This is a genomic window from Plantibacter sp. CFBP 8804, assembly GCF_014841225.1.
In the GTDB taxonomy this organism is placed as follows: domain Bacteria; phylum Actinomycetota; class Actinomycetes; order Actinomycetales; family Microbacteriaceae; genus Plantibacter; species Plantibacter auratus.
This window is the reverse complement of record NZ_JACYTU010000001.1, coordinates 378,514-404,730: the sequence shown is the minus strand read 5'-3', so window position 1 is coordinate 404,730 and position 26,217 is coordinate 378,514. Positions and strand designations below refer to the sequence as shown.

The window sequence follows — 26,217 nt, the reverse complement described above, 5'->3', positions numbered from 1 at the left end:
GGTTCCGCGGAAGGACAATGATGTCGAACCCACTGAAACGCGCGATACGCGCCACGGCCGGAGTGGCGGGTGTGGCGCTCCTGGCCAGCGTCCTCGTCGGTTGCTCGAGTGATGGCCGGGAGACCATCCACTTCACGTTCAGCAAGCGTGAGGCGTTCACCTTCATGAACCAGGCCGTCGCGGACTACAACGCCTCGCAGCAGCAGTACGAGGTCGTCATGGACACCTCGGGGCCCGATCCGCTCGCGGCGAGCTTCGTCCGTGGCAACCCGCCGGACCTCATGCTCTCGAACTACAACCACGAGGTGTCGCGTTTCGTCGAACGGTGCGCGCTCTCCGACCTGTCCGACACGACAGCGGCGGCGTCCATCCGCGACGACCTCCAGCCGTTGCTCGACCAGTACGGCGTCTGCGAGGGACGCACGAGTGCGCTGCCCTACTCGGTGATGGCCGCTTCCGTCATCTACAACAAGACGATCTTCGCCGAGTACGGCCTCGAGGTGCCGACGACGTGGAGTGAACTGATCGCCGTCTCCGACACGCTGAAGGCGGCCGGCGTGGCGCCGTTCTACGCGACGTTCGCCGATGCCTGGACCGCCAACCAGGGCTGGTTCGACTACTCGGTCGGTGGCGCCGTCGACATCCCGGACTTCTACGACCGGCTCGCGGAGGAAGGCACCGAGGTGGGACCGGATGCTCCGGTCTCCTTCGAGAAGGACTTCCTGGAGCCCGTCGAGAAGATGCAGCTGCTCGCCAAGGAGTACACGCAGGCCGATGCGCCGAGTCGCACCTACGACGCCGGCAACGTCGCCTTCGCCGAGGGTGAGGGCGCCATGTACCTGCAGGGCCCGTGGGCGTTCAGCCAGATCGCACTCACCGCACCCGATCTCGACCTCGGGACGTTCCCGCTGCCGATGACCGAAGACCCGAAGGACCTCAAGGTCCGGGTGAACCTCGACCTCGTCACCATCATCCCCGAGGAGGCGAAGAACCCCGAGGGTGCCCGCGACTTCCTCGAGTACCTCTTCCAGCCGGAGGTCATCCAGGCCTACAACGAATCGCAGCTCGGGTTCGTCCCGACCGACGACGGCAAGGCTCCCGACGACCCGCGCGTCGCGGGCATGATCCCGTACTACGACGCCGGCGCGTTCTACCAGGGCCCGGGCGTGCTCAACCCCCGCGCCATCCCGACCGAGAACTACGCGCAGTCGCTGGTCCTCGGCACCGACGCGGCGTCGATGCTCCGCACCATGGACGCGGACTGGGCACGACTCGCGTTCCGACAGCCGCCCGTCACGAGCAAGGAGGGTTCCGAATGAGCGCCACCACATCGATCGTGACCGGGGGAAACCCGAAGGTCCGACGCAGCACCAAACGGGTCGAACCGATCTACTACTTCTTCCTGTTCCCAGCCGTCATCCTGTTCACGCTCGCGATCACGCTCCCCGGCGTCGTCGGCATCTTCTTCAGCTTCACCGACTCCATCGGGATCGGCGACTGGGAGTTCATCGGCTTCACGAACTACATCGCCGCGTTCAGCGATCCGGCCATCCTCACGAGCTTCCTCTTCACCTTCGGGTTCTCGCTCGTGACGGTCATCGCGGTGAACGTCATCGCGTTCCTACTCGCGGTCGGCCTGACCGCGAAGATCCGCTTCAAGATGGGACTTCGCGGGATCTTCGTCATCCCGATGGTCATCTCGGGCATCATCATCGCCTACGTGTTCCAGTTCCTCTTCATGAACTCGGTACCGGCCGCCGGCTCGGCGCTCGGGATCCCGTTCCTCGAGACGAGCATCCTCTCCAACCCGGACCTCGCCTGGCTCGGCATCGTGATCGTGACGGCCTGGCAGTCGATCCCCGGCACGCTGCTCATCTACATCGCGGGTCTCCTCGCAGTCCCCGGCGACGTCTACGAGGCGGCGTCGCTCGACGGCGCGAACAAGCGCCAGCAGCTGCTGCGGATCACCCTGCCGCTGGTGATGGGATACGTCGTGATCAATGTGATCCTCGGCTTCAAGAACTACCTGAACGCCTACGACATCATCGTCGGCCTGACCAACGGTGGCCCGGGCACCTCCACGCGGAGCATCTCGATGACGATCATCCGCGGGTTCCAGACGGGTGACTATGCCTACCAGATGGCCACGGCCACCCTGTTCTTCATCATCACGATCATCATCGCCCTCGTGCAACTCTCGGCGACGCGCGGAAGGAACGCACTCTGATGGCCACGCCAACCGTGCTCAGCACCCAGTCCATCACCACGGCGAACGCGACCCCGAAGCAGCGGACCAGGGGAGAGCGGGTGAGCTGGTCGACGACGATCATCCTGCTGCTCTGCGCCGTGACCGTCCTGCTGCCGCTCTACGTGACGATCTCGATGGCGTTCAAGACCGACACCCAGTCGGTCGACGGCAACGCCTTCTCGCTCCCGGCACCGTTCAGCATCGACGGCTTCGTCCAGGCGTGGACGCTCACGAAGTTCCCGGTCGGCTTCGCGATGTCGCTCCTCGTCACCGCAGGGACCGTCGTCGCGACGATCATCCTGGCCTCCTTCGCCGCGTACGCCATCGTGCGCAACTGGGATCGCCGCCTGTTCCGCTTCTCGTTCTTCTACCTGCTCGCCGCGATGTTCATCCCGTTCCCGGTCGTCGCACTGCCGCAGATCCAGCTGACCGGTCGCGTCGGACTCGACAACCCGTTCGGGGTGATCATCCTCGCCACGATGTTCCAGCTGAGTTTCAGCGTGCTGCTGTTCACGGCGTTCCTGCGATCGATCCCGATCGAACTCGAGGAGAGTGCGCGCATCGACGGTGCGAGCACCTGGCAGACGTTCTGGAAGCTGATCTTCCCGCTCCTGGCTCCCATGAGTGCCACCGTCGGCATCTTCGCGTTCCTCTACGCCTGGAACGACTTCATGATGCCGTCGCTCATCATCTCGGACGCGGGACTCCAGACCCTCCCGGTGCGGCAGAACCTCTTCCAGACGCAGTTCAGCAGCAACTACAACGTCGCCTTCGCCTCGTACCTGATGGCGATGGCCCCCGCGATCATCGCCTACCTGTTCGCACAGCGTTGGGTGATGTCGGGCGTCACCCAGGGTGCCGTCAAGGGGTGACCCGTCCGACCGACGGACCGACACCGGATCCACCCACCATCAGAGAAATCGAGGACCACGCCGTCATGACCGACGCACTACTCGTCGACACCGACACCGACACTGAGTCCGCCGACGCCACCTGGTGGCGTCAGGCCGCCGTGTACCAGATCTACCCCCGGAGCTTCGCCGACGCGGACGGGGACGGTCTCGGCGACCTGCCGGGCATCCGTTCCCGGGTCGGCTACCTCGCGGACCTCGGGATCGACGCGATCTGGCTCAGTCCGTTCTATCCCTCGGCGCTGGCCGACGGCGGGTACGACGTCGCCAACTACCGCGACGTCGACCCGCGGCTCGGCACGCTGGAGGACTTCGATGAACTGATCGCCGCACTGCACGAGCGCGGAATCCGGGTCATCGTCGACATCGTGCCGAACCACACCTCGGATCTGCACGAGTGGTTCCAGGAGGCGCTCGCCGCAGGCCGCGGGTCGGCGGCTCGCGACCGGTACGTCTTCCGCGAGGGGAAGGGCGCATCGGGGGAGGAACCGCCCACCGACTGGGAGTCGGTCTTCGGCGGCCCAGCCTGGGAGCGGGTCGAGGACGGCCAGTGGTACTTCCACAACTTCGCCACCGAACAGCCGGACCTCAACTGGGACCACCCCGAGGTCCGCGCCGACTTCCTGAAGACGTTGCGGTTCTGGTCGGATCGGGGCGTGGACGGCTTCCGGATCGACGTCGCGCACATGCTCACGAAGGACCTCACCGAGCCGCTGCCGAGTCGCGCTGAGCTGGAGCAGATGCCGCAGGACGGCACCCACCCGCTGCTCGACCGCGACGACGTGCACGAGGTCTACGCGGAGTGGCGGCGGGTGTTCGAGGAGTACGACCCGCCGCGCACCGCGGTCGCCGAAGCGTGGGTGAGTTCGCCGGAGCGTCGGGCCAAGTACGCATCGGCGGAGGGGCTCGGCCAGGCCTTCAACTTCGACCTGCTCGAGGCGGACTTCGATGCCGCCGAGTTCCGCACGGTCATCACCGACAACCTGGCGCAGGCGGCGGAGACGGGGTCGTCGACGACGTGGGTGCTGTCCAACCACGATGTGACCCGTCACGCCACGCGGTACGGACTCCCACCCCTGGCCGGGCGACCGGTGAAGCAGGGCACCGAGTGGGTCGCGGCGGGTGGTCCCGAGGCCGACATCGATCGCGACCAGGGGCTCAGACGCGCCAGAGCGGCGACGCTCCTGCTCCTCGGGCTTCCCGGGAGCACCTACCTCTACCAGGGCGAGGAGCTCGGTCTGCAGGAGGTCGCCGCGATCACGGCGGAGCAGCGCCAGGACCCCGCGTTCTTCCGCGGCGGCGAGTACGACGGGCTGGGGCGCGACGGCTGCCGCGTGCCGCTGCCGTGGTCTGCGGACCAACCGGCCTTCGGCTTCGGAGGTGCGGTCGCGCACCTGCCGCAACCGGCCTGGTTCGCCGAGTACGCGGTCGACGTGGAGGCTTCGGATCCGACCTCGACGCTCTCGCTCTACCGCGAGGCGCTCCGACTGCGGAGGCTGCTCCAGACGGCGGAGCACCTCGAGTGGGTCGAGACGGGGCGGACGGACGTCCTCCGATTCGTGCGGCCGAACGGTTGGCAGGTCCTGACCAACTTCGGCACTGAGCCGTTCCCGCTCGAGGCGGAGCACGATGCCGTCGTCCTGGGCGCCCTTCAAGCCGGCGCGGTTCCGGGGGAGTCCACGGTCTGGATCGCGCCGGTCGGCCTGCTGGGGTGATGGTGGCCGTGGGCACACGCCCCACCGCGATCAGAGGCCGAGGCGGTCGAGCTGCTCCTCGAACCGGATCTGCACGTCCTCCGGCTCGGCGTCCTCCTCGGTGCTCCAGATCGCGTCGAGCTCCTGTTGGACGGACGCCGGGAGGGCGGCGAACTTCTCGTCCCACGCGGTGATCGGCGTCCAGTACCCGACCACCTTGAAGCGGGTGGCGGGTAGCCCGAGCTCCTTGCGCAGATACTTGCGCACGTCACGGAGGGCCACCGTCTCACCCGCCACCCAGATGTAGCCCTGATCGAGCGGGAGGCGCTCGTCCACGACACTCCGGACGAGCCGACCCAGCGCACTCGGGCCGTGTCCGTTGCCGCCCACCACCCAGGTGACCGTCACGTCGTCGTTCGTCTCGACCGCGATCCGATCCCGCTCGCTCGGTACCTCGAGCACCACGCGGGTCCGCAGTCCGCGCGGAGTCTGTGCGACGATGCGCGTGACTGCGGGAAGACCGGTGAGGTCAGCGACGAGGACCTGCCAACCGATGTCGGCGGGCGGCGCGTACAGACCGGTGGGCGAGTTCAGGCCGAGCACGTGCCCGGGCTGGGCGCGAGCCGCCCACGGCCCCGCGACCCCGGCCTCGTGCACGACGAAGTCGATGTCGATCTCGACCGGATCCTGCCGCACGGCGCTGATCGTGTAGGTCCGCATCGGTGCCTGCGGGGAGCCCTCCGGCGTCTCCCACCAGTCGCCTGCCGGTACCGGGAGCGAGACCTCCGTCGGGTCGGCACCGTGGGGGAAGAAGACGCGGACGTACTCATCGCCCGTGCCGGTGCTGGCGAAGTCCTCGACGCCCGGACCACCGAGGGTGATGCGGATCAGGTTCGGACTCAGGGGTGTCGCTGCGGTCACGATGCCGCGGTGGATCTTCATGGCGTCTCGGCCTCTCGGGTCGGTTCGGTGTGCTGGGTCGGATGCGGCCTGTGGGCGAGCCAGGACTCGCGGTAGGGGCCTTGGGAGGCGAGGAGTTCCGCGTGCGTGCCGTGTTGGACGATCCGACCGTCCGCGAAGACCGCGATCCGGTCGGCGGTGGCGGCCTGCTCCAACCGGTGCGCGATCAGCAGCGCGGTCCGGTCCGTCCGGAGGACGGCGATCGCCGCTTCGACGGCGTCGCGATGGTGCAAGCCGACGTCGGCCGTCGCCTCATCGAGGATCACGATCGCCGGGTCCGCCAGGAACGCCCGAGCGACCGCGAGTTGCTGGATACGTCCCTCGTCCAGCGGCACGGGCGACTCCCTCGAGCCGGTCGGGTCCGCCGCCGGGTCGTCCTGCAACGCGGTGACCGCCCACTCGGCTCCGACGGCACGGAGCGCCGAGACCATCTCGTCCCGGCTGGCGTCCGGAGCCCCGAGCCGGAGGTTGTCGGCGATCGAGCCACGGAAGTGGTGGAGCTCCTGCGACAGGTAGTACGGGGTGTCGTCGACGAGCACCCGCCCGGACGTCGGCGGATGGTGTCCGGCGACGACCCGCGCCAGGGTGCTCTTGCCCGAGCCGGACGTGCCGACGAGCGCCGTGGTCGTCCCGGGCGGTACGTCGATGGTGACCTCCGCGATCCCACGATCCGTGGTCGGATACCGGAACGTCAGGTCGCGCACTCGGATCCCAGGCGCTGCGGCGACGCCGCCTGCGGCACCGCCGACGGGCGAGGGCGACTCCGGCACCGTGGACGACGCTGCTGCGAGGTCGATGACCCCGACGAGCCGAGCCAGCCCGACCGTGGCCCGCTGGATGTCGTCGAGCCCGAAGATGAGCCGGCCGACCGGATCGAACAGCCGGTGGAACAGGAGCGCGGCGGTGGTCACGAGTCCGACGGTGATCGTGCCCTGCAGGTTGAGGAGGAAGCCGGTCGCCAGGATCGCCGACAGCCCGACGAGCTCACCCGAGTTGATCCATCGGAACAAGCGGTTCGCGACGCGCACGCCCTCGATCTGCGCGTCGATGGAGGCGGCCGCGCGTTCCCGGACGCGTTCGAGCGCGTGGTCCGTGCCCGCGAACGCGGCGAGGGTCTCCGCGCCGTCGACCGCGTCCAGCACGGCCTGACTGCGCGATGCCTCGCGGATCCTGACCGTGCGGAACACCACTCGGGATCGCCGGAGGAACGCACGGGTCCCGAGGACGTAGCACGGCGCCGAGGCGAGACCGGCGAGCGCGAGCCACGGGTCGACGGCTGCCAGGGCGACGGCCGACACTCCGATCGCGAACCCGGCGGACAGGAGTGTCGGGGCGACGTTCCCGCCGGCCTCCGCGACCGCGTCGACGTCGCCGGTGACCCGGGACAGGAGATCGGCACGCTCGCCGTCGTCGACGGCGCTCACCGGGAGCCGCATGGCCGAGGCGAACACGTCCTCGCGCAGTTCGGCGAGGAGGTCCTGTACCAGCCCCGTGAGCACCCGAGTCGCCCACAGCGTCACCGCGACGGCCCCGACAGCGCCGACGGCGGCTCCGCCCACCCAGCCTGAGACGACGCTCAGCCCGGCATCGGAAGCGACGGCGTCCACGATCCGCCCGAGACACGCGGGCATCACGACGCCCAGTGCAGCTGCTGCGAGGAAGAGGACCACCACGGCGGCGGTCCGTCCGCGGTGTCGTCGGAGGAGGGCACCGACGACGGTTCGGACGCGGGAGCCGTTGGCGACGGGCAGCATCTCGGCGGTGGTGGGCTCCGTGGCGGGATCAGTCATGGCGGGTCTCCGAACCGGGAGTCAGCTCGACGACGCGGTCGCAGGCGTTCAACAGGACCGGCGAGGTGGTGATGACGACGACGGTGCCGTCGTGCGCCGCGAGCGCCCGGGCGATGCGGGTCTCCGTGAGGACGTCGACGGCCGACGTCGGTTCGTCGAGGACGAGCACGTCCGCACCGGCATGGAGCGCCCGGGCGATGCCGACGCGCTGGCGCTGCCCGCCGGAAAGCCGTCTGCCCGCCTCACCGACCGGTGACGACCAGCCGCCGAGCTGCACGACCGCATCGTCGAGCGCCGCCATGCCCACGAACATCGCGTCCGGGTCGCCGGTCACGTCATGACCGCGCACCGCCTCCGCCAGGGTGCCGCTCATGATGCGCTGGCCGTGCGGTGGCGCGACCACACGACGGCGGTACGCCACCGGGTCGAGGTCCAGCTGATCGACGAGTCTGCCGTCGACGGCGAGCGAGACGCTGCCGCGCTCGGCGGGGGTCCGCATGCCGAGCAGACGGGAGAGGGCGCGCGCCGTGTCGCTGTCGGGCGGCCGGACGCCGAGCAGTTCACCAGCACGGACATCTACCGGTCGGTCCTGGTGTTCGGGGTGGAAGGACAGCACGACGTCGGTCGCAAGGCCGGAGTCGGACGGCTCGTCCAGCCGACCGCCCGCTTCGAGCAGGTCGTCGGCGTCGACGACCGCGGCCAAGCGCTTGGCGGAGGCGAGCTTGTGGATCCAGTTGGACGGGAATGATCCCGCCTGTGCGAGGTATCCGCTGATGAACTGCGCGAGGCCGAGCACCGTCACGAGCTCGCCGATGCTGATCCGCCCCTCCGCGGCGAACCAGGCGGACAGGCCGACGAGTGCGGCCATGACGAATGCCGCCAGCGTGCCGCTCACGGCGTCGAAGAGGGCGAGGGACCGCCCGGCGGCCGTCGCTGCGCGTCGTGAGACGTCACTGGCGGCGTCATATCGCCGGACGGCTTCAGCACGCCCACCGATGCCCACGAGGACTCGGAACCCGCTCATGAAGTCGGCGGCCACGGCTCCGGCCTCGGTCGCCGCCCGTTGCTCGGCGAAGCCGCGGCGTTCCAACGGGCGTGACACGACGCGCATGACGAGCATCATCCCGATGGTCGACACGAACACCACGATCGTCGCCACGGGCGAGATCACCGACATCGCCAGCGCGGCTCCGATGATGGCCGCGATGGTCGCCGACTGCTGCGCGACCGACCAGGCGACGCCGGCCACCCGGTAGGTGTCGGACGTGACGACCGTCAGAGCCTCACCCGCCGAAAGGTTCTGTCGTGAGAGCTGCGGCCGAAGCATTCGGGAGAGTGTGAGGTGCCGGAGCGCCTGTTCGCCGTGCCCGTAGATCGACACCATGAGGCGCGACGCCGACTGGTAGCTCACCGTCAGGACGAGGAAGGTTCCGACCAGGACACCGATCCAGACCCCGAGGGCGACCGGATCGGACGGCACCACCGCGCGGTCGATGGTCGCCCCGATGATGACGGGGATCGCCGCCTCCGACAGGGCGTGCACGATGAGGAGGCTGGTCGCGGCGACGAGCATGGCGCCGCGACCGTCCGCTCCCAGCGCGATGCCGAAGAGGCGCCGCGGCGTACTCGTCGTCGTCCCGCTCACCGGCTCCGCCGTCCGAGCGGGAGCACCAGCGGGGTACCGGAGACGGGGTCGGTGATCACCTGGCACGGCAGGTCGTACACGGCCTCCACGAGGTCGGCGGTGATGATCTCCTGCGGATCGCCCTGGGCGACGATCGCGCCGTCGCGCATCGCGACGAGATGGGTCGCATAGCGGGCGGCGTGGTTGAGGTCGTGGAGGACCGCGACGAGGGTGGTGCCGCTGCGGTGCAGATCCGTGAACAGCTCCATCAGCTCGATCTGGTGCGCGATGTCGAGGAAGGTCGTCGGCTCGTCGAGCAGCAGGTGCTTGGTCTGCTGGGCGAGTGCCATCGCCACCCAGACGCGTTGCCGTTGACCGCCCGAGAGCTCGTCGACCAGCCGGCGGGACAGCTCCGTGACCCCGGTCGCGGCCATCGCCTCCGAGACAGCCGCTTCGTCGGCGCTGCTCCACGTCCGCATCGCGCTCTGGTGCGGGAACCGCCCACGCCCGACGAGGTCGGCGACGGTGATCCCGTCGGGGGCGATGGCGGATTGGGGGAGGAGCCCGAGTCGGCGAGCGGTGTCCTTCGGCTTCGACGCGCGGATGTCCGCCCCGTCGAGGAGGACGGCACCGGCGGTCGGGCGCAGGAGCCGTGCGAGTCCGCGGAGCAGGGTCGACTTGCCGCAGGCGTTCGGTCCGATGATGATCGTGAACGAGTCGTCCGGCACCTCGAGCGACAGCTCGGAGACGATCGGAGCATCGCCGTAGCCCAGGGTGAGGTCGCGGGCGAGGAGCGACGTGGTCATGGGAGTTCCTTTCACGTGCGGCGCACGAACTGGGCGGCCAGCAGGCAGGTCAGATAGATGCCACCGACCGAGAGCGTCACCACGCCGACCGGGACGGCGAGCAGCTGGGCGACGGCGTCGGAGACGACGACCAGGGCGGCGCCGGTGAGCATCACCGGCGCGAGGCCCATCGGGGTGTTCGAGCGGGTGAGCCGTTGAGCGATCTGCGGGGCGGCCAAGGCGATGAACGAGATCGGGCCGGCGGCGGCGGTGACGAGCGCCACGAGGGCCACACCGACCACCATGGCGATCAGCCGGGTGCGTCCTGGGCGCACTCCGAGGGCCATGGCGGTGTCGTCGCCCATCTCGAGCACGGGGAGCGATCGTCGGATTGGCCGCGCCAGCAGGGCGAACACGACGAACGCCGTTGCGGCGGGGAGCAGCTGGTCGAAGCCGAGCGAGGCGAGGGATCCGGCCCCCCACGTGGCCGCCATCATCGCCTGCTCGACGCTGACGGAGATGAGGATCCAGGAGGTGAGGGAACCGAGCCCGGCCGAGACGCCGATGCCGACGATGATCAGCCGGAAGGACGACATGGTGTGGCGGTTCGCGAGGAGGGCGACCAGTAAGGCGGTCAGCAGACCGCCGACGAGTGCCCCGGCGGCTTTGAACAGGTAGGTGTTGAGCCCGAGGACGAGCATCGTCAGCGTGACGCCGAACTGCGCGCCGACACCGAACCCGATGATGTCCGGTGAGCCGAGCGGGTTGCGGGTGAGCGACTGGAAGATGCCTCCGGCGAGCGCGAGTGCCGCTCCGCAGAGCACCGCGAACAGCACCCGCGGCAGTCGCCACTCGGTCACGACCTGGCGGACGTCCGGGTCGGACGCGGGGTCGACGATCGCCCGGATGACCGCGTCGAAGCCGATCTCGTACGCACCGATCGTCATCGCGAACAGCCCTGCTCCGATGATCACCACGACGAGTCCGAGGCACACGAGGACGGACCGCACGGGTACGAGCGTCGCGATGTGCGCGGTCTCCACGCGGATCAGTCGTCGTCCATGGTCGATGACGCTCACAGTCCGCTCACCCGCTTCCGACGCACCAGCATGATCAGGATGGGAGCGCCGAGGAGCGCCGTGACGATCCCCACCCGGAGCTCTCCGGACGGCAACACGATCCGGCCGAGGACGTCTGCGAGCAGCAGGAACGCGGGGCCGATCACCATCGAGTACGTCAGCACCCAGCGTTGGTCGGGGCCCGTGAACCACCGCACGACATGGGGGATCATGAGTCCCACGAAGGCGATGGGACCGGCGGCCGCGACGCCCGTACCCGCCAGGAGGGTGACGGCCACGACGACCCACACCCGGGTGCTGCGCACTCGCGCACCGAGCGCCTGGGCGAGCTCGTCTCCCAGGGTCAGAGCATTCAGTGACCGGGCGCAGAGCAGACCGATCACGAGGCCCGTGACGATCAGCGGAGCAGCCCACGTGAGCTGGTCGAGGGTGCGGCCTCCGATGGATCCCACGCTCCAGAAGCGCATGACCTGGAGGGTTCCTTCGTCCCGCAGCACGATCGCGGTGGTGAAACCGGTGCAGGCGGCACCGAGGGCGACCCCCGCGAGGGTCAGTTTCATCGGGGTCGCACCCGAGGCCCCGACGGATCCGAGCGCGTAGACGATCACCGTGAGGATGAACGCACCCGCCAGGGCGAACGGGACGTAGGTGCCGGGAGTCGTCAGTCCCAGGACACCGACCGCGAAGGTCACGGCGAACGACGCGCCGGCGTTCACCCCGAGGAGGCCCGGGTCGGCGAGCGGGTTGCGGGTGAAGGCCTGGATGAGCCCGCCGCAGACGGCGAGCGCCGCACCGACCAGGATGCCGAGCAGCGTCCGTGGGACGCGCAGCTCCATGACCATGAGGTGCAGGGGGTTCGCGTCGTCGTAGGCGACGAGCGCGCGGACGACGGTCAGGGGATCGATGGCCCGATTGCCGATGGCGAGTGAGGCGACGGCTGCGGCGATCAGCACCACCGTGGCGACGAGGAGCCCGACGGCGAGGGTCCCGGTGCGGTGGGGCGAGACGTCTGCGCGTCCGGCCCCACCGGGCATCGGGACGTCCGCCGCCCCGCCCGCAGCAGGCGCTGCTGACGGGGCGGCGGTCCGGGAGATCTCCGACGTCACTTGCCGTCGATGGTCGGCTCGCCCCGCAGTGCCGCTGCGAGGTCGTCGACGTAGCCGGGCAGGACGTACTGCAGGGACAGGACGGTCGGCGCGCTGATCGCCGAGGCCTTGGCGGCGTCGGCGTAGATCACGTAGGACCCGGCGGCGATCGGCGACCAGCGCGACACCACGGCGTTCTCGACCGTGTACGTCCCTTCCTCGGCACTTCCGCCCCATGCGGCGAACAAGTCGGCGTCCACGTCGTAGAGCTGTTCGAGGCTGACGCCGGTGTACCAGTTGTCGCCCTCGGCGCTCGCGAGGAAGCTGTCCATCGCCGAGGTCGAGGTGAAGCCGAGCGCTTCGGTGATGCGGACCCGCGGGTCGTACTCGAGGTAGACGCCGAGGTCCGTCCCGCCCTCGTTCAGGGTGAGGCCCCAGACGAAGCTCTTGTCGTCGAACTCGGGGTGTGCGTCGGCGAGGGAGGTGATGAGGTCCTCGGTCTCGCCGATGAGCTCCTCGGCCTTGGCCTCCTCCGACATCGCCTTCCCGACGGTGCGGGTCATGCCCTCCCAGGTGCCCGGGTTCCAGGGCCCCTCGATGTAGGGGACGGTCGGGGCGATCTCGGTGAGCCGCTCGTATTCGATGTCGGTGACACCGGAGTAGAGGCTCAGGATCAGGTCGGGCTTCAGAGACTTGATCGCCTCGTAGTTCGGGCCGTCGTCCGTGAAGGGGATGATCTCGGGCATCTCGCCGTACGCCTCGGAGACGTAGTCCTCGAACCAGGGCTGGTAGCCGCTCTCACCGGCACCCCAGACCTCTTCGATGCCGACGGGGTTGGTGCCGAGGGCGGCGACGATGTCAGGCGTCATCCACCCGAGAGCCACGATCCGTTCCGGCTTCTCCGGGATGACGGTCTCACCGTGGGCGTGTTCGATGACGACGCCGTCGGTCGATGCCGTCGTCGATCCGGTGTCGCCGGTGGCGGCCGAACATCCGGCGAGGGCGAGAGCGGTGGCGATGACGGCGGCGAGGAGGGTGGATCCTCGGCGGACGTTCGGGCGCGCGAAAGCGTGCGGCATGGGGCTCCTTTGAAGAGGGGGAGTGGGATCACCGCTGGCGATCCAGAAGTTAGGTAAGCATGTCCTAACAGAACGATCGTAGGGCGCTTCAAGGCATGACAGCGTCGAAGAACCGACGAGTTCTATCGCCGATCCGACACGACGATGTGTGCCCGGGTGGATCAGCGCCAGTAGAGCTGGTGGGCGGGGTCCGCCTGCACCCGTGCCACGTACTCCCGAGGGGTCATGCCGAACCGGGCTCGGAAGCTCGCGGAGAAGGCGCTCGAGGACGCGTACCCGCACCGGTGCGCGGCCGCCCCGATCGGCATGCCGTCGATGATCAGCCGCGCCGCCAGCGTCATCCGGACACCCGTCCGCCACCGGGCGAAACTCATCCCGGTGTCGTGCTGGAAGATCCGTAGCACGGTGCGCTCGTGGAGGCCGTGCACGTCGAACAGCTCGCGCGCGCCCCGGAGGTCACCCGGGTCGGCGAGGATCGCACGGACGAGCGGACGGACACGATCGTCTGACGGCATCGGGATCTCGCCCCAGCCGTCCGCCGTCTCCGGCGCGGGCTGCTGCAGCATCTCGATGAGGACCGCCTGCGCACGGACCCGGAGGTCGGTCGGCATGTCGTTGATCCCGAGGTGCAGCAACATCTCCTGCACCGCGCGCGGGACCAGGACCTGGGTGACGGTCTCGACGGGCGCGATCAGCGAGGTGGCGGGGAGGTAGGTGTAGCACCCGGTGGAGTCGCGTTCGTGGTGCGCGGTGTGCGGCGTGTGTGCTGGGATCCAGACGCCCTGACCCGGTGCGAGGCGCCACATCGCGTTCGGGAGATGCACCCACACGGTGCCGCGGTGGCACCAGGCGAGCATGGCGTCCGGATGACGGTGCGGTGGCGAGAGCGGGCGACTCCCGGTGTCCTCGTCGGTGACGACACCGGTGCCCATCAGATACGGTTCGGCGACGGATGACGGATGCTCGGGGCTCGCGTCCCAGTCGACCTGGCTGTACGGGCTCAACGAGCGCTCGTGCCGGCGTCGCCGATCAGCGGGAGGCCGTCGTCGTCGAAGCGGACGCCTTTCGCGGCCAGCCGGCGTTCCGCCTCGTGGTGGACGACGCCGCGCTTGCGCGGATCGGCTTCGAGGAGACGGAGCAGGAGCTCGTCGGTCGCGTTCGGGTGCAGCGCGATCTCGATGCGCGCACCCCAGAAGCGGTCCTTGAGGAAGAGCTCCAACGCCGCTGGGTCGGCTGCCGGGTTGTGCGCCGCAGCGGCGCGGATCGCCTGATTGGGGTCGTACGCGAGGACGGAGAACTCCTCGAACGTGCTTGCCGATCTCGCGAGCTCGTAGCGACGTTCCTCGTCGGCGATCTGCTCCGGCGTCTTGCGTCTGGCCACGGTGGTCCCTTCGTCGCGTCGCCGTCAACCTACCTGGCTCGCACGATGTTCGACAACGGCGGCTTGCCGCGATGACTCGCAGACGGGACACTGGGGGCGCTGCATGGACGTCATGAGCGTGATCTTCGGGGGAAGGAGCAGCGATGACCGCTGCACCGGGATGGTACGAGGCGGGGACGCCGGGCAAGCTGCGCTGGTGGGATGGAACGCAGTGGACTGCTCAGGAGGCCGACGCCGCGCCACGGGTGAAGCAGCAGGCGCCGACTCCCATGGTGTCGCCGTCGCAGCTGCCGTCCGGACCGCAGCTGGGCTGGTATCCGACGGGGCCGGATCAGCTCCGATGGTGGGACGGCTCGCACTGGACGGGGCTCAGGGTCAAGAACGGGAAGCCCGGGACCGATTGGGCGACCACCGAGCAGCCGAGCTTGGCCTGGGTGTTCGGCTCGGTCTTCCTCGTGTTGGCGATCGCGCAGTTCAGCCTCGGCGCGCTGTCCAGCCACCTGTCGTTCAACGGATTCCCGATGCTGCTCCTGACGCTGCTCTGGTTCGGTATCGCCGCCCAGACGACGGCCGTGCGGCGGATCCCGCAGCCGGTCGGCGCCCCGGTGGTCGTCGACGTGGTCCGTCCATTGCCGGGTGAGCAGGACGGTCCCGGTGCCGGTTGGTACTCCGTGTCGCCGCGGGCGACGAGGTGGTGGACCGGCTCACGCTGGGCCCAGTACGTCGGAACCCAGTACGGCATCCGGCCGACGTTCCATGGAGCGCGCGCGTTCCGCACCTATCTCGTCATGTCCTGGGTCGTCCTCGGGATCGGTGTGCTCGCCTTGGCCGTCGGCGTGGTCATCCTCGTCAACAGCAGCGGCGACGGCTACGGCTTCCTCGGAGGGGTCATCGGCGGCATCGTCGTCGGTGGCGGCGTCCTGTTCGCGGTCCTCGGCGGGGTGCTCCTGATCATGTCGCGGATACAGCGCCGGCTCCTGCTCCTCCCGGAGCAGCCGCCCGGGCACTGACCGCGGCGCGGCACAAGGGGAGGACGGCCCGTCGTCCGCGGGTAGGCTCGTCAGTCGGATGCGAAGCGTCCGACCACCGATCCGAAGGGCACACGATGACCACGCAGGAACTGACCATCTCGAACTTCGAGGACACCGTGTCGGCCGACGGCATCGTCCTGGTCGACTTCTGGGCCGAGTGGTGCGGCCCGTGCAAGGCTTTCGGCCCCGTCTTCGAGCAGTCGAGCGAGCAGCACCAGGACGTCGTGTTCACCAAGGTCGACACTGAGGCGAACCAGGAGCTCGCGAGCGGGATGCAGATCACGTCGATCCCCACGCTCATGGCGTTCCGCGACGGCGTGCTCGTCTTCTCGCAGGCCGGTGCCCTCCCCGCGCCGGCACTCGAGGACCTCATCTCGCAGGTGCGCGGTCTCGACATGTCCGAGGTGCACGCCGCCATCGCAGCGGCGAAGGCCGAGGCACAGGCCGAGTAGCCGACGTCCGGAGGAGGCGGTCAGTCCTCCGGATCGCCGGGCGGACGCGCGAACCCAAGCCGGTGGACACCGGGCTCGTCGAGCCTGATCCGCAGCCGCCCGGCTGGCGCGCCGTCCTCCAGCCGGGTCGGCAGTGCGCCGCCAGGGCCCGTGATGGCGATCGTCGAGCCGTCGTCCGGCAGCTCGACGAGCACGCCGCCGGCCGTGAGACGCAGGGTCGCCGCGACGGGGCGATGACGGCTCCACTCGACATCCGCGACGTGCCCACCCCGGACCCGGAACCCTCGGAACCGTCCCGCCGACCACTCGGCCGGGAGGGTCGGCAACAGCGACAGGACACCGCCGTGCCCCTGGACGAGCATCTCGACGACACCGGCCGTCCCACCCAGGTTGCCGTCGATCTGGAACACGTCGTCGAGGTCGCCCATCGGGTGCAGGTCGAGCAGCGAGGCCGATGACAGCGGACCGAGCAGCGTGTCGAGCGCCTCGGACGCGAGTCTGGGATCACGGAGTCGTGCGGCCAGGCAGAGGACCCAGGCCATGCTCCACCCGGTTCCGCCCCCGCCGTTCGCGAGTCTCCGTCGCAGTGCGCGTCGGGCTGCCTCGACGTGCTCGGGCGTGTCCGACTCGGTGATCCGGGTCCCCGGATACAGGCCGTACAGGTGGGAGAGGTGCCGGTGGCCGGGCTCGGTCGGCTCCCGCTCCTCGGCCCACTCCAGGAGTGTTCCGTCGCGGCCGACCTGCGGCAGTCGGAGGGTGGCCACGGTGTCGCGTGCTCGAGCCAGGACCTCGACATCCGCGATGCCGTCGCCGACCAGCTCCGCGAGGGCGAGGTACTCGCGGAGGCACTCGTGTACCAGCTCCTGGTCCATCGCCGCGCCGGCAGTCACCGCCGCCGTGTGATCCGCGTCGATCACGAACCGGTTCTCCGGTGAGGTCGACGGACTCACGACCAGCGATCCGGCGGCATCCGTGACGACCATTCCCAGGACGAACGAGACCACCGGCTCGACGGTCTGCAGGACGGCGACGCGTGCGGCGTGATCAGCACCGCCGTCGTCCAGACGGCGGTGGAGGTGCGCGACGAGCCAGGGGAGCGCGCTCGGCCAGTTCGCCCAGTGCGCGTCGAGCGGCACGGCGTCCGTGTGCCGCCAGAGGTCGCTGTTGTGGTGGGCTGCCGCCCCGTCGAGGCCGTAGGACTCGCCGGCGGTGCGCTGCCCGGCGTCCACCAGTTCGCCGATGAACCGGGTGAGTGGCTCGACCAGGTCACCCAGGCCGGTGCTCTCCGCCGGCCAGTAGTTCATCTGGAGGTTGATGTTGGTGGTGAAGTTCGCGCTCCAGGGCGGCCTGACCTGATCGTTCCAGACCCCCTGGAGGTTCGCCGGTTCGGTCCCCGGTCGGGAGCTGCCGATGAGGAGCGCCCGTCCGAGGTCGAAGTACCGCTCCGCGAGGTCGGCCGACGCGGACGCCGATGCCGAGAGGTCCAGATCGACGCGGTCGAAGAGCGACCGATGGTCGGCGACGTGCCGATCGAGCAGCGCTTGCCCGGTTCGCCGCAACGCACGCGAGACCGTCCCCTGGGTGTGCTCCAGCAGCGTCGACGGGTCACCCAGCGGTCGATCTCGCCACCCGCGGTGTCCGGAACGCGCACCGGCGACGAGGCGGAACCCGCCCGGGATCGGCTGCACCGCGATCGACAGCGCCCAGGCCATGCCTGCGTCGACGAGACCGTCGGCATCCGGGACGTCGGTCGGGTAACGGATGGCCTCGTCATCGTCACCGCCGAGATACGAGGGTCGCACGCTCGTCGGCGCACGGCCGGTCGCCCACCACCACCGGGTGTCGCCGACCGTGTGCTCCTCCGTCGTCGACGGGTGCGGCGTCGCGAACCCGACCCTCGGTTCACGGACACCGTCACCCAGCAGCTCGACGACCAGCACGTCGTCCACCGCCGACACGAACGCGTGGAGTGCGACCGCCTCGCCACCGCTCGCGGACGTCGTCTCGACGACGCCGCGCGCGAGATCGGAGGTCCGAGTCGAGCGCGAACCGCCGTCGGGCGACGCGTAGTCGATGGTGAGGCGGCCGAGCGGCTGGAAGGACTCGGTGAACGTGGTCCCGCGCAGTGCAGCCGAGCGGGCATCGGCCGCCACGGGATCGCCGTCGGCGATCGCCCGGCGCACGGACTCCAGAGGACTGGGAAGCGAGCGGCCCGCCGGCCCGTCGCCAGGACGTCGCGGACCTCCCGACCACAACGTGTCCAGGGAGAGGTCCATGCCCTCCCGTCCGGGCACGCCGTCGAGCGCCGCGCCCAACGTCCCGTTCCCGATGAGTAACCGATCGACGAACCGGGTGGCCGGTCCGTCGAGTTCGATTCGATGACGCTCGACGCGCTGCTGTCGGTGATCCATCAGTGGTCGAGTCGGAGCAGCACGGCACCATGCGCGGGCAGGGCCGTGTCGACGGCACCGTCGACGACCGGCAACGGCCGACCACTCCACAGCTCCGTGACGGACGATCGATCGGCGCAACCGAGATCGGCCAGGTGGACCCGCAGCTCGGTGTCCGCATCGCCGAGCCAGAACACCGCGCGCCACCGGGTCTCGCCGAGCTCAGCCGCCCAAACGACGAGGTCGCCGTCGCGAATGATCTCCCGGCTCCCGTCGCTGCCGAGCAGTGCGACCACGTCCGGGTTCGTCAGAAGCGCGAGCGTGTGCGCCGGGGTGTCCGGGAGGTGGCCGCCGAAGAAGAGCGGCGACCGGCCGATGCACCAGAGGGTCATGAGCGTCCGTTGTTCGGCCAGGGTGAGGCGGCTCAGCCGGTCCGAACCGACGTGGGCGCGGATGCCGATCCGCCCCAGCGGGAGCATGTCCGCATCGGCCCACGCCCCCGGACGCTGGAGGGGCGCCCAGCGGGCGAGGCGCTGGAACTGTTCGAGCACCGCCGACCAGTCGTCCCAAAGATCGTCGGAGATCCGCCACAGCTGCGCCGTCGATCGAAGAGTGTCGAGGTGCTCGGTCGAGAGTCGCTTCCCCGGGGACAGGCTGAGCACCATCGGTCGACCAGTCGCGTCGATCGCCCGCGAGATGGCCTCGATCTCGGCGGTCTGGATCGGTGGGTAGAGCACGTCGTCGAGCTTGATGAGGTCGACACCCCAGTCCGCGAGCTGTGCCATGACCGAGTCGTAGTAGGCCTGGGCGCCCGGGGCGGTCATGTCGACGCCGACGTTGTCGGGGTTCCACGAGCAGACGTTGGACGGATCGGCGATCTCCCCGCAGCGGGCGGTCGAACCGAGGATCGGTAGGTCGAGGTCGACGGCCAGACGCGGCACGCCACGCATGAGGTGCACCCCGAAGCGGAGCCCGAGCGCGTGGACACGGTCGGCGAGCGCGCGGAAGCCGCCCGACGCCGCAGACGGGAACCGGTTCGGAGCGGGTTGCGGTCGGCCCCAGGCGTCGAGCGTCGGCTGGGAGACGCGCTCGTAGTCGCCGACGCCGGGCGCCGGTTCGTACCACTGGATGTCGACGACCACCGTGTCCCAGCCGACGGGCAGCAGGTGCTCGGCCAGGAACGCGGCGTTGGCAACTACCTCGGCCTCTGTGACGGACCCTCCGAAGCAGTCCCAGCTGTTCCAGCCCATCGGCGGGCGGTCCGCCCGCGCCCGACGTGCTGCACGCACCTCGGTGACCGCGATCTCCACCTCGCTCATGGCGCGACGACCTGAGCCGTGATCGTGGCGAACGAGTGCGGTGGGAGCGTGACGCGAAGACCCGTCGGTGTGACGTCGAGACCCGTGAGCGGTCGCGGTGACACGGCGTCGGTCTCACCGGGACGGTTGTGGGCGTCGGGCCGCGCAGCGGTGAGCAGCCGGCCGTGCGGCTCGACCACGGACCCGCCACGGACGTCGACCTCGATGACGAGTGGCGCGTCGAGGTCGACGTTCGTCAGCGAGCAATGGAGGACGCCGTCCTTGACGCTCGCCGAGGCGGAGACGGTCGGGATGCCACCCGCGTGTGCGGCGTCGGCGTCGCGGACCGGCCCGACCACGTGCGTCGGGAGGGACGTGGCGTCCTGGTGCGGGCTGTTCATCTCGAAGACGTGGAAGGTGGGCGTCCGGACCATCTCGCCGCCGTCGGGATCGGTCAGGAGCATCGCCTGCAGGACGTTGACCGTCTGCGCGATGTTGGCCATGCGCAGCCGGCCCGCGAAGCGGTGGAACACGTCGAAGTGCCAGGCGGCCACCATGGCGTCGCGGATGGTGTTCTGCTGGAACAGATGCCCGGGGTGCGTGCCCGGCTCGACGTCCCACCAGGTGCCCCACTCGTCGAGCACCATGCCGAACCGTTCCTCCGGGTCGTACACGTCCATGACGGCGGCGTGCGACGACAGCAGCTGCTCGACGCCCTGTGCTGCGGTGATCGTGCTCCAGTACTCCGCAGCGTCGAACCCGGTCGCGCTGCCCTTCGCCTTCCAGCTGCCGCCGATCGTGTAGTAATGCACCGAGACGGCTTCCCAGGGGGTCGCCGAGAACGGGTGGGTGGCCACGTCGGCGACGACCTCCATCAGCGTCTTGGTCCAGGCCACGTCGAACCCGTCGGCGCCGGCGGCGACCCGGTAGAGCGGGACCTTCCCGCCGCTCTCGCAGAAGGTACCGAATTGGCGTGCCAGGTCCGCGTACGCGCCGGCGCGCAGGTTGCCACCGCATCCCCAGGGCTCGTTGCCCAAGCCCCAGAACGGGACGTCCCAGGGCTCCTCCCGGCCGTTCGCGCGACGCAACTCGGCCATCGGGGTCTCCCCGGCACCGGTCAGGTACTCGATCCAGTCGGCCATCTCCTGCACCGTGCCCGAACCGAGGTTGCCCGAGACGTAGGCGTCGGCACCGAGGAGCTCGCACAGCTCCATGAACTCGTGGGTGCCGAACGCGTTGGTCTCGCTCGTCCCGCCCCACTGCGTGTTGACGAGCTTCGGGCGGTCCTCACGAGGTCCGATGCCGCTCGTCCAGTGATAGCGGTCCGCGAAGCAGCCGCCCGGCCAACGGAGGTTCGGGATGCGCAGTTCGCGGAGCGCCTCCACGACGTCGAGCCGGATGCCGCCGACGTTCGGCACGGGCGAGTCCTCGCCGACCCAGAAGCCGTCGTAGATCCCGCGCCCGAGGTGTTCCGCGAAGTGGCCGTAGACGTGTCGGCTGATCGTGGGTCCTGGCCGGTCGAGGTCGACGGTGACGGTCGCAGTGGAGTCCATGGGTGATGTGGTCCTGTTCTGTGCAGCGGGTCGAGGGTCAGACGGCGGTCACGAGGATCGTGATCGCGCGGTCGGGCTGGAAGGTGGGGAGGTCGAGGCCGATCACGGCCAGCTGGCCACCGCTCAGCACGGGCGCCGCCACGAGCGTGGCCGGGTCGGCGTCGAGTGGCGGCGCATCCCGGAGCCACTGGGGGATCACCCAGCGCGGGCCGAGGGAGTCGTCCTGCGCGACGGCGAGGCGGTAGTGACCGTCCGGGCGGAGTCCGGGAAGGCGGACCCGACGACGGGAGTCGGCCGACCGCGGGGGAGTCACGAGGGTGTACAGCGCGGTGGTGCCGTCCTCCGCGACGACCCCGCGCAGGGTCGGAGCGTCGTCGTCCCACTCGCCGTCGCCGACGACGCGGCCGGTGGCGATGAGTCCGCGATGACGCGTGAACACGGTGATCCACCTGGAGAGGGTCATCCGATCCGCATCGTCGAGCTCGCGCAGATCCCACTCCACGCCGAAGTGCCCGAGGAGCGCGATCGCGCACCGGGTGTGGAGCGTGTGCGTGCGTCCGGTCGTGGCCGATCTGGCCGAGGCCACGTGCGACCCGAGCATCTCGGGCGGGACGAGGAGCCCCGTCCACCGGAGCATGCGGGCCCGCTCGATCGAGTCGTGGTTGTCGGAGGTGTGGACGCGATCGGACCGTCCGAGGATGCCGAGGTCGACGCGGCCTCCGCCCGACGCGCAGCTCTCGATCTCGAGGTGCGGGTGCCGTGATCGGAGCTCGTCGAGCAGCCGGTAGAGGGCTTCGGTCTGGTCGTGCACGGCCGCCCGCCCGGTCGACGGATGGCCGGCATCGACGAGGTCGCGGTTGTGGTCCCACTTCAGGTACGCGATCCCGAGCTCGACGACCAGCGTGTCGATCGCCTGCAGGATGTGGTCGAAGGCCGCCGGATTGCCGAGATCGAGCACCTGCTGGTGCCGGACGGGCGACGGGAGCTCGTCCCTCGCCCGCAGGATCCAGTCCGGGTGCTCGCGTGCGAGGTCGGAGTCCTCGTTGATCATCTCCGGTTCGAACCACAGCCCGAACTCCATGCCGAGTGATCGCACCCGGTCGGCGAGCGGCGCGAGACCGTCCGGCCAACGCTCGGGGTCCGGTGTCCAGTCGCCGAGGCCGCGGGTGTCGTCGTGACGTCCGCGGAACCATCCGTCGTCGAGCACGTAGCGCTCCACGCCGATGGCCGCGGCCCGGGTCGCCAACTCGGAGAGGACGTCGAGGTCGTGATCGAACAGGACAGCCTCCCAGACGTTCAGGGTGACGGGGCGCGGACGCCGAGCCGCCCGCGAGGTCGAGCGCAGCCAACGGTGGTACCGCGACGAGGCGGCGTCGAGGCCGACGCCGTAGGCCCCGTACACCCATGGGGTCCGGTGGTCCTCACCAGGGCCGAGTCGGACCTCGCCGGGCAGGAGCAGTTCGCCGCCACGGAACGCGAGGTGTCCGTCGGTGCGTTCGACGCCGATCGTGTGGTTGCCGCTCCAACCGACGTGGCACAGCCAGACGTCACCGGTCCGGCTGTCGAACCCCGGTGTTCCGATCGCGGTGACCCCGGTGGCGTCGAGACCGGGGCGACCGTGCCGCGACTCGCGGAGGTGTGTCCCGGTCGTGACCGGAAGCCGCTGCGGGAGCTTCTCGTTGCCCCACCGACCGGCGAAGTCGAGGATCTCCCGAGCCGAGGTCGGGATCGGGAGGGCCGGCACGACACCCTCGACCTCCAGGAGGTCGTCGCCCCGGTTCGTGACCGTCACGCGCGTGCGCAGCAGGCCGGTCGGTGTCAGTTCGATCGCCACGAGGAGAGCGATGCGGGTCTGGTCGTCGAGCGCGGTCACCTCGACCAGCGCGGCGCCGTACTGCCGCACCTCGCCGGCCGGGAGGGCCGCCCCGTCGACCTCGACCGAGGCAACGTCGAAGCGCGACGACCAGGCCGTCCCGGCGCGATGCGCGCGGAGGCCGGGGAGACCCGACCAGCCCGACGCGTGCTCGGGCAACAGGCTCGGCTCGTACGGCGCGTCCGATCCGTCGACGAGGTCGCCGCGCACGGTGGCTGCGGCCGCGGCCAGCCACTCGAGGTCGTCGGCATCGACGGCGGCACCCCAGTGCGCGATCGTCGGGAGGCGGGTGCCGTGCTGGACGAGGACGACGGAGACGCCGTCGCACTGCAGATGGACGACGCGGTGTTCGAACGTCGCTGAGAGGTCGGACATGGTTCCTCCGAAGCGGTCGGTGAAGCGGGTGTGACGGCCGGTGGGCCGAAGGTCAGGCTGAGTCCCGGACGACGAGCGTGGTGTCGAGCCAGCGCGGAGCGGTCGTCCGGCCGGCGATGAGCTCCATGACGAGTTCCGCGGCGACCCTGCCCATCTGCTCCAACGGCTGACGGACCGAGGTCAGCGGTGGCTCCGCGGTTGCCGCGACGACCGTGTCGTCGAATCCGACGAGCGCGATGTCGTCCGGGACCGTGCGTCCACTGGCCTCGAGGACGCGCATCGCGCCGACCGCCATGAGGTCGGAGCCCGCGAAGACGGCGTCGAGGTCCGGGTACCGGGAGAGCAACCGTGCCATGGCCGACGACCCGCTCGGCATGGTGAAGTCGCCTCGGGCGACCGCACGGGTGTCGAGGCCGCGTTCGGTGAGGACGTCCCGCCAGCCTCGGACACGGTCGCTGGACGCGGCCATGTCGGCGGGGCCCGAGATGACGCCGATCCGCGTGCGTCCGAGCGCGATCAGGTGTTCGGCCGCGAGCCGACCGCCGGCGTAGTTGTCGGAGTCGACGAAGGTGACGTCCTCCGTGTGCTCACCCATCGGGCGGCCGACGAAGACGATGGGGAGGTCCACCGAGGCGAGCGCCTGGGTGATGGTGCTGATCTCGTGCTGCAGGATCACCACCGCCCCGTCCACGTAGTGCGCCGCCAGGTAGGCGACGAGCGCGTCGAGTTTGCGCGGGTCGGCGAGGAAGAGCGCGGGCTGCTGGGCTGCCGACAGGAGCGCGGCGGTGGCGCCCTTCAGCGGTGCCGCGACGAACGATCCGGAGAACGGTTCGAGCTCGCCCGCCGCGAGGACGATCGCGACGGCGCCCGTCCTGCCTCCGGCGAGCGACCGGGCTGCGACGTTCGTGCGGTAGGCCAGTCTCGCGGCCGCTTCGCGCACGGCGACGACCATCGAGGCGTCGACCGTCGAGGCACCGGCGAGGACCCGCGACGCGGTCGCTCGGGAGACGCCGGCCTCTCGGGCGACGTCGACCAGGGTCGGTTTGCGCATCCTCGCTCCTTTGCGATCGTCCACCTGCCGGTGGTCTGGCAACGAGCATCGCAGAATCCGAGAGAGCGGTCTCCGAGTTGCGCAATATTGCCCTGGTGCCCTGGAACCCCGCTGCCTATGGTGATCACCACGCCCGAACGGTCCGGATGCTCCCCGATCCAGTCGACATCGGCGCGAGCCGGAGAGCGATCTCCGGCCGGTGACCGCAACGTAGCGCGACACCGCGGAACACGATCCCGCATAGGAGGGGGATTTCCAGTGAAATTCCGTCTTGCAGCAGCAGCAACCGTCGCCGTCATGGTCGGCGCCCTGGTCACCGGTTGTTCCGGGTCCGGCGGCGGCGATGACAAGACCTTCCAGTTCTGGTCCTTCACGGGCATCAACCAGAAGGCCGATGTCGAGAAGTACAAGGAAGCGCATCCCGACATCACCGTCAAGCTCACCGAGGTCGGCAGCACGCAGGAGACCGCCCAGGCCCTCACCGCGGCGTTGGCCGGCGGCAAGGTCCCCGACCTGGTGCTCATCCAGGGGGACGACATGCCCAACTTCGTCGCCAACCCCGACAACTTCGTCGACCTGAGCACGATGGGCGCCGGCGACATCTCCGGGGACTACCTGCCGTGGGTCTGGGACCAGGCGGTGGCCCAGAACGACGCCGTCATCGGGGTACCGACCGACGTGGGCGGGATGTCGATGGCGTACCGCGCCGACCTCTTCGAGGCCGCCGGCCTGCCGTCCGATCCGGACGAGGTCGCGGCGCTCTGGCCCACCTGGGACGACTTCATCTCCGTCGGCCAGCAGTACGTCGCCGCCACGGGGAAGCCGTTCCTCGACAACGCCGGCACCTCGGTCTTCTTCCAGACCGTGAACCAGGTCGACGAGAAGTACTACACGCCCGAGGGTGAGCTCGTGTACGACACGAATCCGCAGGTGAAGGAGGCGTTCGACATCTCGATCAAGGCGATCGAGGCCGGCATCACCGCGAACGTCCCCGCCTTCTCCACTGGCTGGAGCACGGGCAAGACCAACGGCGCCTTCGCCGCGATGGCAGCTCCCTCCTGGATGCTGAAGAGCATCAAGACGGACGCGCCCGACACCTCGGGCCAGTGGCGCGTGACGACGGTGCCCAAGGTCGCCGGCAACTGGGGCGGCAGCTACCTCGCCATCCCGAAGCGCGCGGCGAACCCGGAGGCGGCGTGGGCCTACATCAAGGAGATGCAGTCACCCGAGTCGCAGCTGCAGAACTTCACCGACACCGGCGCCCTGCCCAGCACGGTCTCCGCGTACGAGTCCACGGCGATCGCCGACTACACCGACCCGTTCTTCGGCGACTCGAAGATCGGTGCCGTGCTCGGCAAGTCCTTGCAGGAGTTCAAGCCGTTCTTCAACGGTCCGGAGACGGCGACGATCGGCTCCGCGATGATCAACACCGTGACGGACGTCGAAGCCGGCAACACCCCACCGGACAAGGCCTGGGACGTCGCGATGAAGGCCGTGAAGGACGCCCTCGGCGGCTGACCCGACGACCCCGTCCACTCGTCCGCTCCGACCCGGGGCG

The 26,217-nt window shown here is 69.7% G+C and carries 21 protein-coding genes; 7 read left to right on the top strand and 14 right to left on the bottom strand.

Annotated features, from left to right (window positions below; all coding sequences use genetic code 11):
* Window positions 1-20 precede the first annotated feature (20 nt).
* The 4 genes from IFU11_RS01875 to IFU11_RS01860 all read left to right on the top strand — a co-directional run bounded on the left by IFU11_RS01875 (window position 21) and on the right by IFU11_RS01860 (window position 4,874).
* Entirely contained in the window at window positions 21-1,319 is a 1,299-nt protein-coding gene (locus IFU11_RS01875) for an extracellular solute-binding protein (protein WP_192018012.1), read from the top strand.
* The gene (locus IFU11_RS01870) at window positions 1,316-2,227 is read left to right on the top strand and encodes a carbohydrate ABC transporter permease (RefSeq protein ID WP_079002413.1); all 912 of its coding nucleotides are present in this window, start codon (window positions 1,316-1,318) and stop codon (window positions 2,225-2,227) included. Before IFU11_RS01875 ends, IFU11_RS01870 begins: the two co-directional genes overlap by 4 nt.
* The gene (locus IFU11_RS01865; RefSeq protein WP_064293707.1) at window positions 2,227-3,120 is read left to right on the top strand and encodes a carbohydrate ABC transporter permease; all 894 of its coding nucleotides are present in this window, start codon (window positions 2,227-2,229) and stop codon (window positions 3,118-3,120) included. The genes IFU11_RS01870 and IFU11_RS01865 overlap by 1 nt, the downstream gene beginning before the upstream one ends.
* Before the next feature lie 65 nt (window positions 3,121-3,185).
* Entirely contained in the window at window positions 3,186-4,874 is a 1,689-nt protein-coding gene (locus IFU11_RS01860) for a glycoside hydrolase family 13 protein (RefSeq protein WP_192018011.1), read from the top strand.
* A gap of 30 nt (window positions 4,875-4,904) precedes the next feature.
* On the opposite strand, the gene IFU11_RS01855 is transcribed toward IFU11_RS01860, so the two are convergent.
* From IFU11_RS01855 to IFU11_RS01815, 9 genes are all read right to left on the bottom strand, one after another.
* On the bottom strand, window positions 4,905-5,795 hold the full coding sequence (locus IFU11_RS01855) for a siderophore-interacting protein (RefSeq protein WP_192018010.1): 891 nt from the start codon (window positions 5,793-5,795) through the stop codon (window positions 4,905-4,907).
* Complete coding sequence (locus IFU11_RS01850; protein ID WP_192018009.1) at window positions 5,792-7,603, bottom strand: ABC transporter ATP-binding protein; 1,812 nt, start codon at window positions 7,601-7,603, stop codon at window positions 5,792-5,794. The genes IFU11_RS01855 and IFU11_RS01850 overlap by 4 nt, the downstream gene beginning before the upstream one ends.
* Window positions 7,596-9,248 carry an ABC transporter transmembrane domain-containing protein gene (locus tag IFU11_RS01845; RefSeq protein ID WP_199862092.1) on the bottom strand — a complete coding sequence of 551 codons (1,653 nt, stop codon included), beginning with the start codon at window positions 9,246-9,248 and terminating at the stop codon, window positions 7,596-7,598. Before IFU11_RS01845 ends, IFU11_RS01850 begins: the two co-directional genes overlap by 8 nt.
* Window positions 9,245-10,033: an ABC transporter ATP-binding protein gene (locus IFU11_RS01840; RefSeq protein ID WP_085510797.1), complete on the bottom strand. Its 789-nt coding sequence runs from the start codon at window positions 10,031-10,033 to the stop codon at window positions 9,245-9,247. The genes IFU11_RS01845 and IFU11_RS01840 overlap by 4 nt, the downstream gene beginning before the upstream one ends.
* Before the next feature lie 11 nt (window positions 10,034-10,044).
* Window positions 10,045-11,091, bottom strand: coding sequence for a FecCD family ABC transporter permease (locus IFU11_RS01835; RefSeq protein ID WP_192018008.1), 1,047 nt, complete (start codon window positions 11,089-11,091; stop codon window positions 10,045-10,047).
* Window positions 11,088-12,125, bottom strand: coding sequence for a FecCD family ABC transporter permease (locus IFU11_RS01830; RefSeq protein ID WP_192018348.1), 1,038 nt, complete (start codon window positions 12,123-12,125; stop codon window positions 11,088-11,090). Before IFU11_RS01830 ends, IFU11_RS01835 begins: the two co-directional genes overlap by 4 nt.
* A gap of 68 nt (window positions 12,126-12,193) precedes the next feature.
* On the bottom strand, window positions 12,194-13,255 hold the full coding sequence (locus IFU11_RS01825; protein ID WP_192018007.1) for an ABC transporter substrate-binding protein: 1,062 nt from the start codon (window positions 13,253-13,255) through the stop codon (window positions 12,194-12,196).
* Window positions 13,256-13,416: 161 nt separating this feature from the next.
* A complete protein-coding gene (locus IFU11_RS01820) occupies window positions 13,417-14,259 on the bottom strand; it encodes a helix-turn-helix transcriptional regulator (RefSeq protein ID WP_192018006.1) in 843 nt (280 codons plus the stop codon).
* Window positions 14,256-14,636: a hypothetical protein gene (locus tag IFU11_RS01815; RefSeq protein WP_192018005.1), complete on the bottom strand. Its 381-nt coding sequence runs from the start codon at window positions 14,634-14,636 to the stop codon at window positions 14,256-14,258. Before IFU11_RS01815 ends, IFU11_RS01820 begins: the two co-directional genes overlap by 4 nt.
* A 143-nt stretch (window positions 14,637-14,779) precedes the next feature.
* Between IFU11_RS01815 and IFU11_RS01810 the strand changes: the two genes are divergently transcribed.
* Together IFU11_RS01810 and trxA are read left to right on the top strand one after the other, a co-directional pair.
* Window positions 14,780-15,646 (top strand): DUF2510 domain-containing protein, encoded by an 867-nt coding sequence (locus tag IFU11_RS01810; RefSeq protein ID WP_192018004.1) that lies wholly within the window; start codon window positions 14,780-14,782, stop codon window positions 15,644-15,646.
* A gap of 95 nt (window positions 15,647-15,741) precedes the next feature.
* Window positions 15,742-16,119, top strand: a complete 378-nt coding sequence (gene trxA / locus IFU11_RS01805; RefSeq protein WP_086473368.1) for a thioredoxin — start codon at window positions 15,742-15,744, stop codon at window positions 16,117-16,119.
* A 20-nt stretch (window positions 16,120-16,139) separates the two neighbouring features.
* Here trxA and IFU11_RS01800 read toward each other — a convergent pair whose 3' ends face one another.
* Genes IFU11_RS01800 through IFU11_RS01780 form a run of 5 tightly spaced genes read right to left on the bottom strand, consistent with a single transcriptional unit; the run spans window position 16,140 to window position 24,659 of the window.
* Entirely contained in the window at window positions 16,140-18,530 is a 2,391-nt protein-coding gene (locus IFU11_RS01800) for a glycosyl hydrolase family 95 catalytic domain-containing protein (protein ID WP_192018003.1), read from the bottom strand.
* Window positions 18,530-19,828, bottom strand: coding sequence for a glycoside hydrolase family 27 protein (locus IFU11_RS01795; RefSeq protein ID WP_244631616.1), 1,299 nt, complete (start codon window positions 19,826-19,828; stop codon window positions 18,530-18,532). Before IFU11_RS01795 ends, IFU11_RS01800 begins: the two co-directional genes overlap by 1 nt.
* A complete protein-coding gene (locus IFU11_RS01790) occupies window positions 19,825-21,360 on the bottom strand; it encodes an alpha-N-arabinofuranosidase (protein ID WP_124769270.1) in 1,536 nt (511 codons plus the stop codon). The genes IFU11_RS01795 and IFU11_RS01790 overlap by 4 nt, the downstream gene beginning before the upstream one ends.
* A 37-nt stretch (window positions 21,361-21,397) precedes the next feature.
* A complete protein-coding gene (locus tag IFU11_RS01785) occupies window positions 21,398-23,608 on the bottom strand; it encodes an alpha-galactosidase (protein ID WP_192018002.1) in 2,211 nt (736 codons plus the stop codon).
* 52 nt (window positions 23,609-23,660) lie between these two features.
* Window positions 23,661-24,659: a LacI family DNA-binding transcriptional regulator gene (locus tag IFU11_RS01780; protein WP_192018001.1), complete on the bottom strand. Its 999-nt coding sequence runs from the start codon at window positions 24,657-24,659 to the stop codon at window positions 23,661-23,663.
* Between the two features lie 258 nt (window positions 24,660-24,917).
* Here IFU11_RS01780 and IFU11_RS01775 point away from each other — a divergent pair, with 258 nt between their 5' ends.
* Window positions 24,918-26,177, top strand: coding sequence for an ABC transporter substrate-binding protein (locus IFU11_RS01775; RefSeq protein WP_192018000.1), 1,260 nt, complete (start codon window positions 24,918-24,920; stop codon window positions 26,175-26,177).
* Window positions 26,178-26,217: the final 40 nt, after the last annotated feature.

Excerpts from the sequence above, each read along its gene's own strand:
- IFU11_RS01875 (WP_192018012.1), top strand. The coding sequence starts at position 21 with ATGTCGAACCCACTGAAACGCGCGATACGCGCCACGGCCGGAGTGGCG.
- IFU11_RS01870 (WP_079002413.1), top strand. The coding sequence starts at position 1,316 with ATGAGCGCCACCACATCGATCGTGACCGGGGGAAACCCGAAGGTCCGA.
- IFU11_RS01865 (WP_064293707.1), top strand. The coding sequence starts at position 2,227 with ATGGCCACGCCAACCGTGCTCAGCACCCAGTCCATCACCACGGCGAAC.
- IFU11_RS01860 (WP_192018011.1), top strand. The coding sequence starts at position 3,186 with ATGACCGACGCACTACTCGTCGACACCGACACCGACACTGAGTCCGCC.
- IFU11_RS01855 (WP_192018010.1), bottom strand. The coding sequence starts at position 5,795 with ATGAAGATCCACCGCGGCATCGTGACCGCAGCGACACCCCTGAGTCCG.
- IFU11_RS01850 (WP_192018009.1), bottom strand. The coding sequence starts at position 7,603 with ATGACTGATCCCGCCACGGAGCCCACCACCGCCGAGATGCTGCCCGTC.
- IFU11_RS01840 (WP_085510797.1), bottom strand. The coding sequence starts at position 10,033 with ATGACCACGTCGCTCCTCGCCCGCGACCTCACCCTGGGCTACGGCGAT.
- IFU11_RS01830 (WP_192018348.1), bottom strand. The coding sequence starts at position 12,125 with ATGCCCGGTGGGGCCGGACGCGCAGACGTCTCGCCCCACCGCACCGGG.
- IFU11_RS01825 (WP_192018007.1), bottom strand. The coding sequence starts at position 13,255 with ATGCCGCACGCTTTCGCGCGCCCGAACGTCCGCCGAGGATCCACCCTC.
- IFU11_RS01810 (WP_192018004.1), top strand. The coding sequence starts at position 14,780 with ATGACCGCTGCACCGGGATGGTACGAGGCGGGGACGCCGGGCAAGCTG.
- trxA (WP_086473368.1), top strand. The coding sequence starts at position 15,742 with ATGACCACGCAGGAACTGACCATCTCGAACTTCGAGGACACCGTGTCG.
- IFU11_RS01800 (WP_192018003.1), bottom strand. The coding sequence starts at position 18,530 with ATGGATCACCGACAGCAGCGCGTCGAGCGTCATCGAATCGAACTCGAC.
- IFU11_RS01795 (WP_244631616.1), bottom strand. The coding sequence starts at position 19,828 with ATGAGCGAGGTGGAGATCGCGGTCACCGAGGTGCGTGCAGCACGTCGG.
- IFU11_RS01790 (WP_124769270.1), bottom strand. The coding sequence starts at position 21,360 with ATGGACTCCACTGCGACCGTCACCGTCGACCTCGACCGGCCAGGACCC.
- IFU11_RS01785 (WP_192018002.1), bottom strand. The coding sequence starts at position 23,608 with ATGTCCGACCTCTCAGCGACGTTCGAACACCGCGTCGTCCATCTGCAG.
- IFU11_RS01780 (WP_192018001.1), bottom strand. The coding sequence starts at position 24,659 with ATGCGCAAACCGACCCTGGTCGACGTCGCCCGAGAGGCCGGCGTCTCC.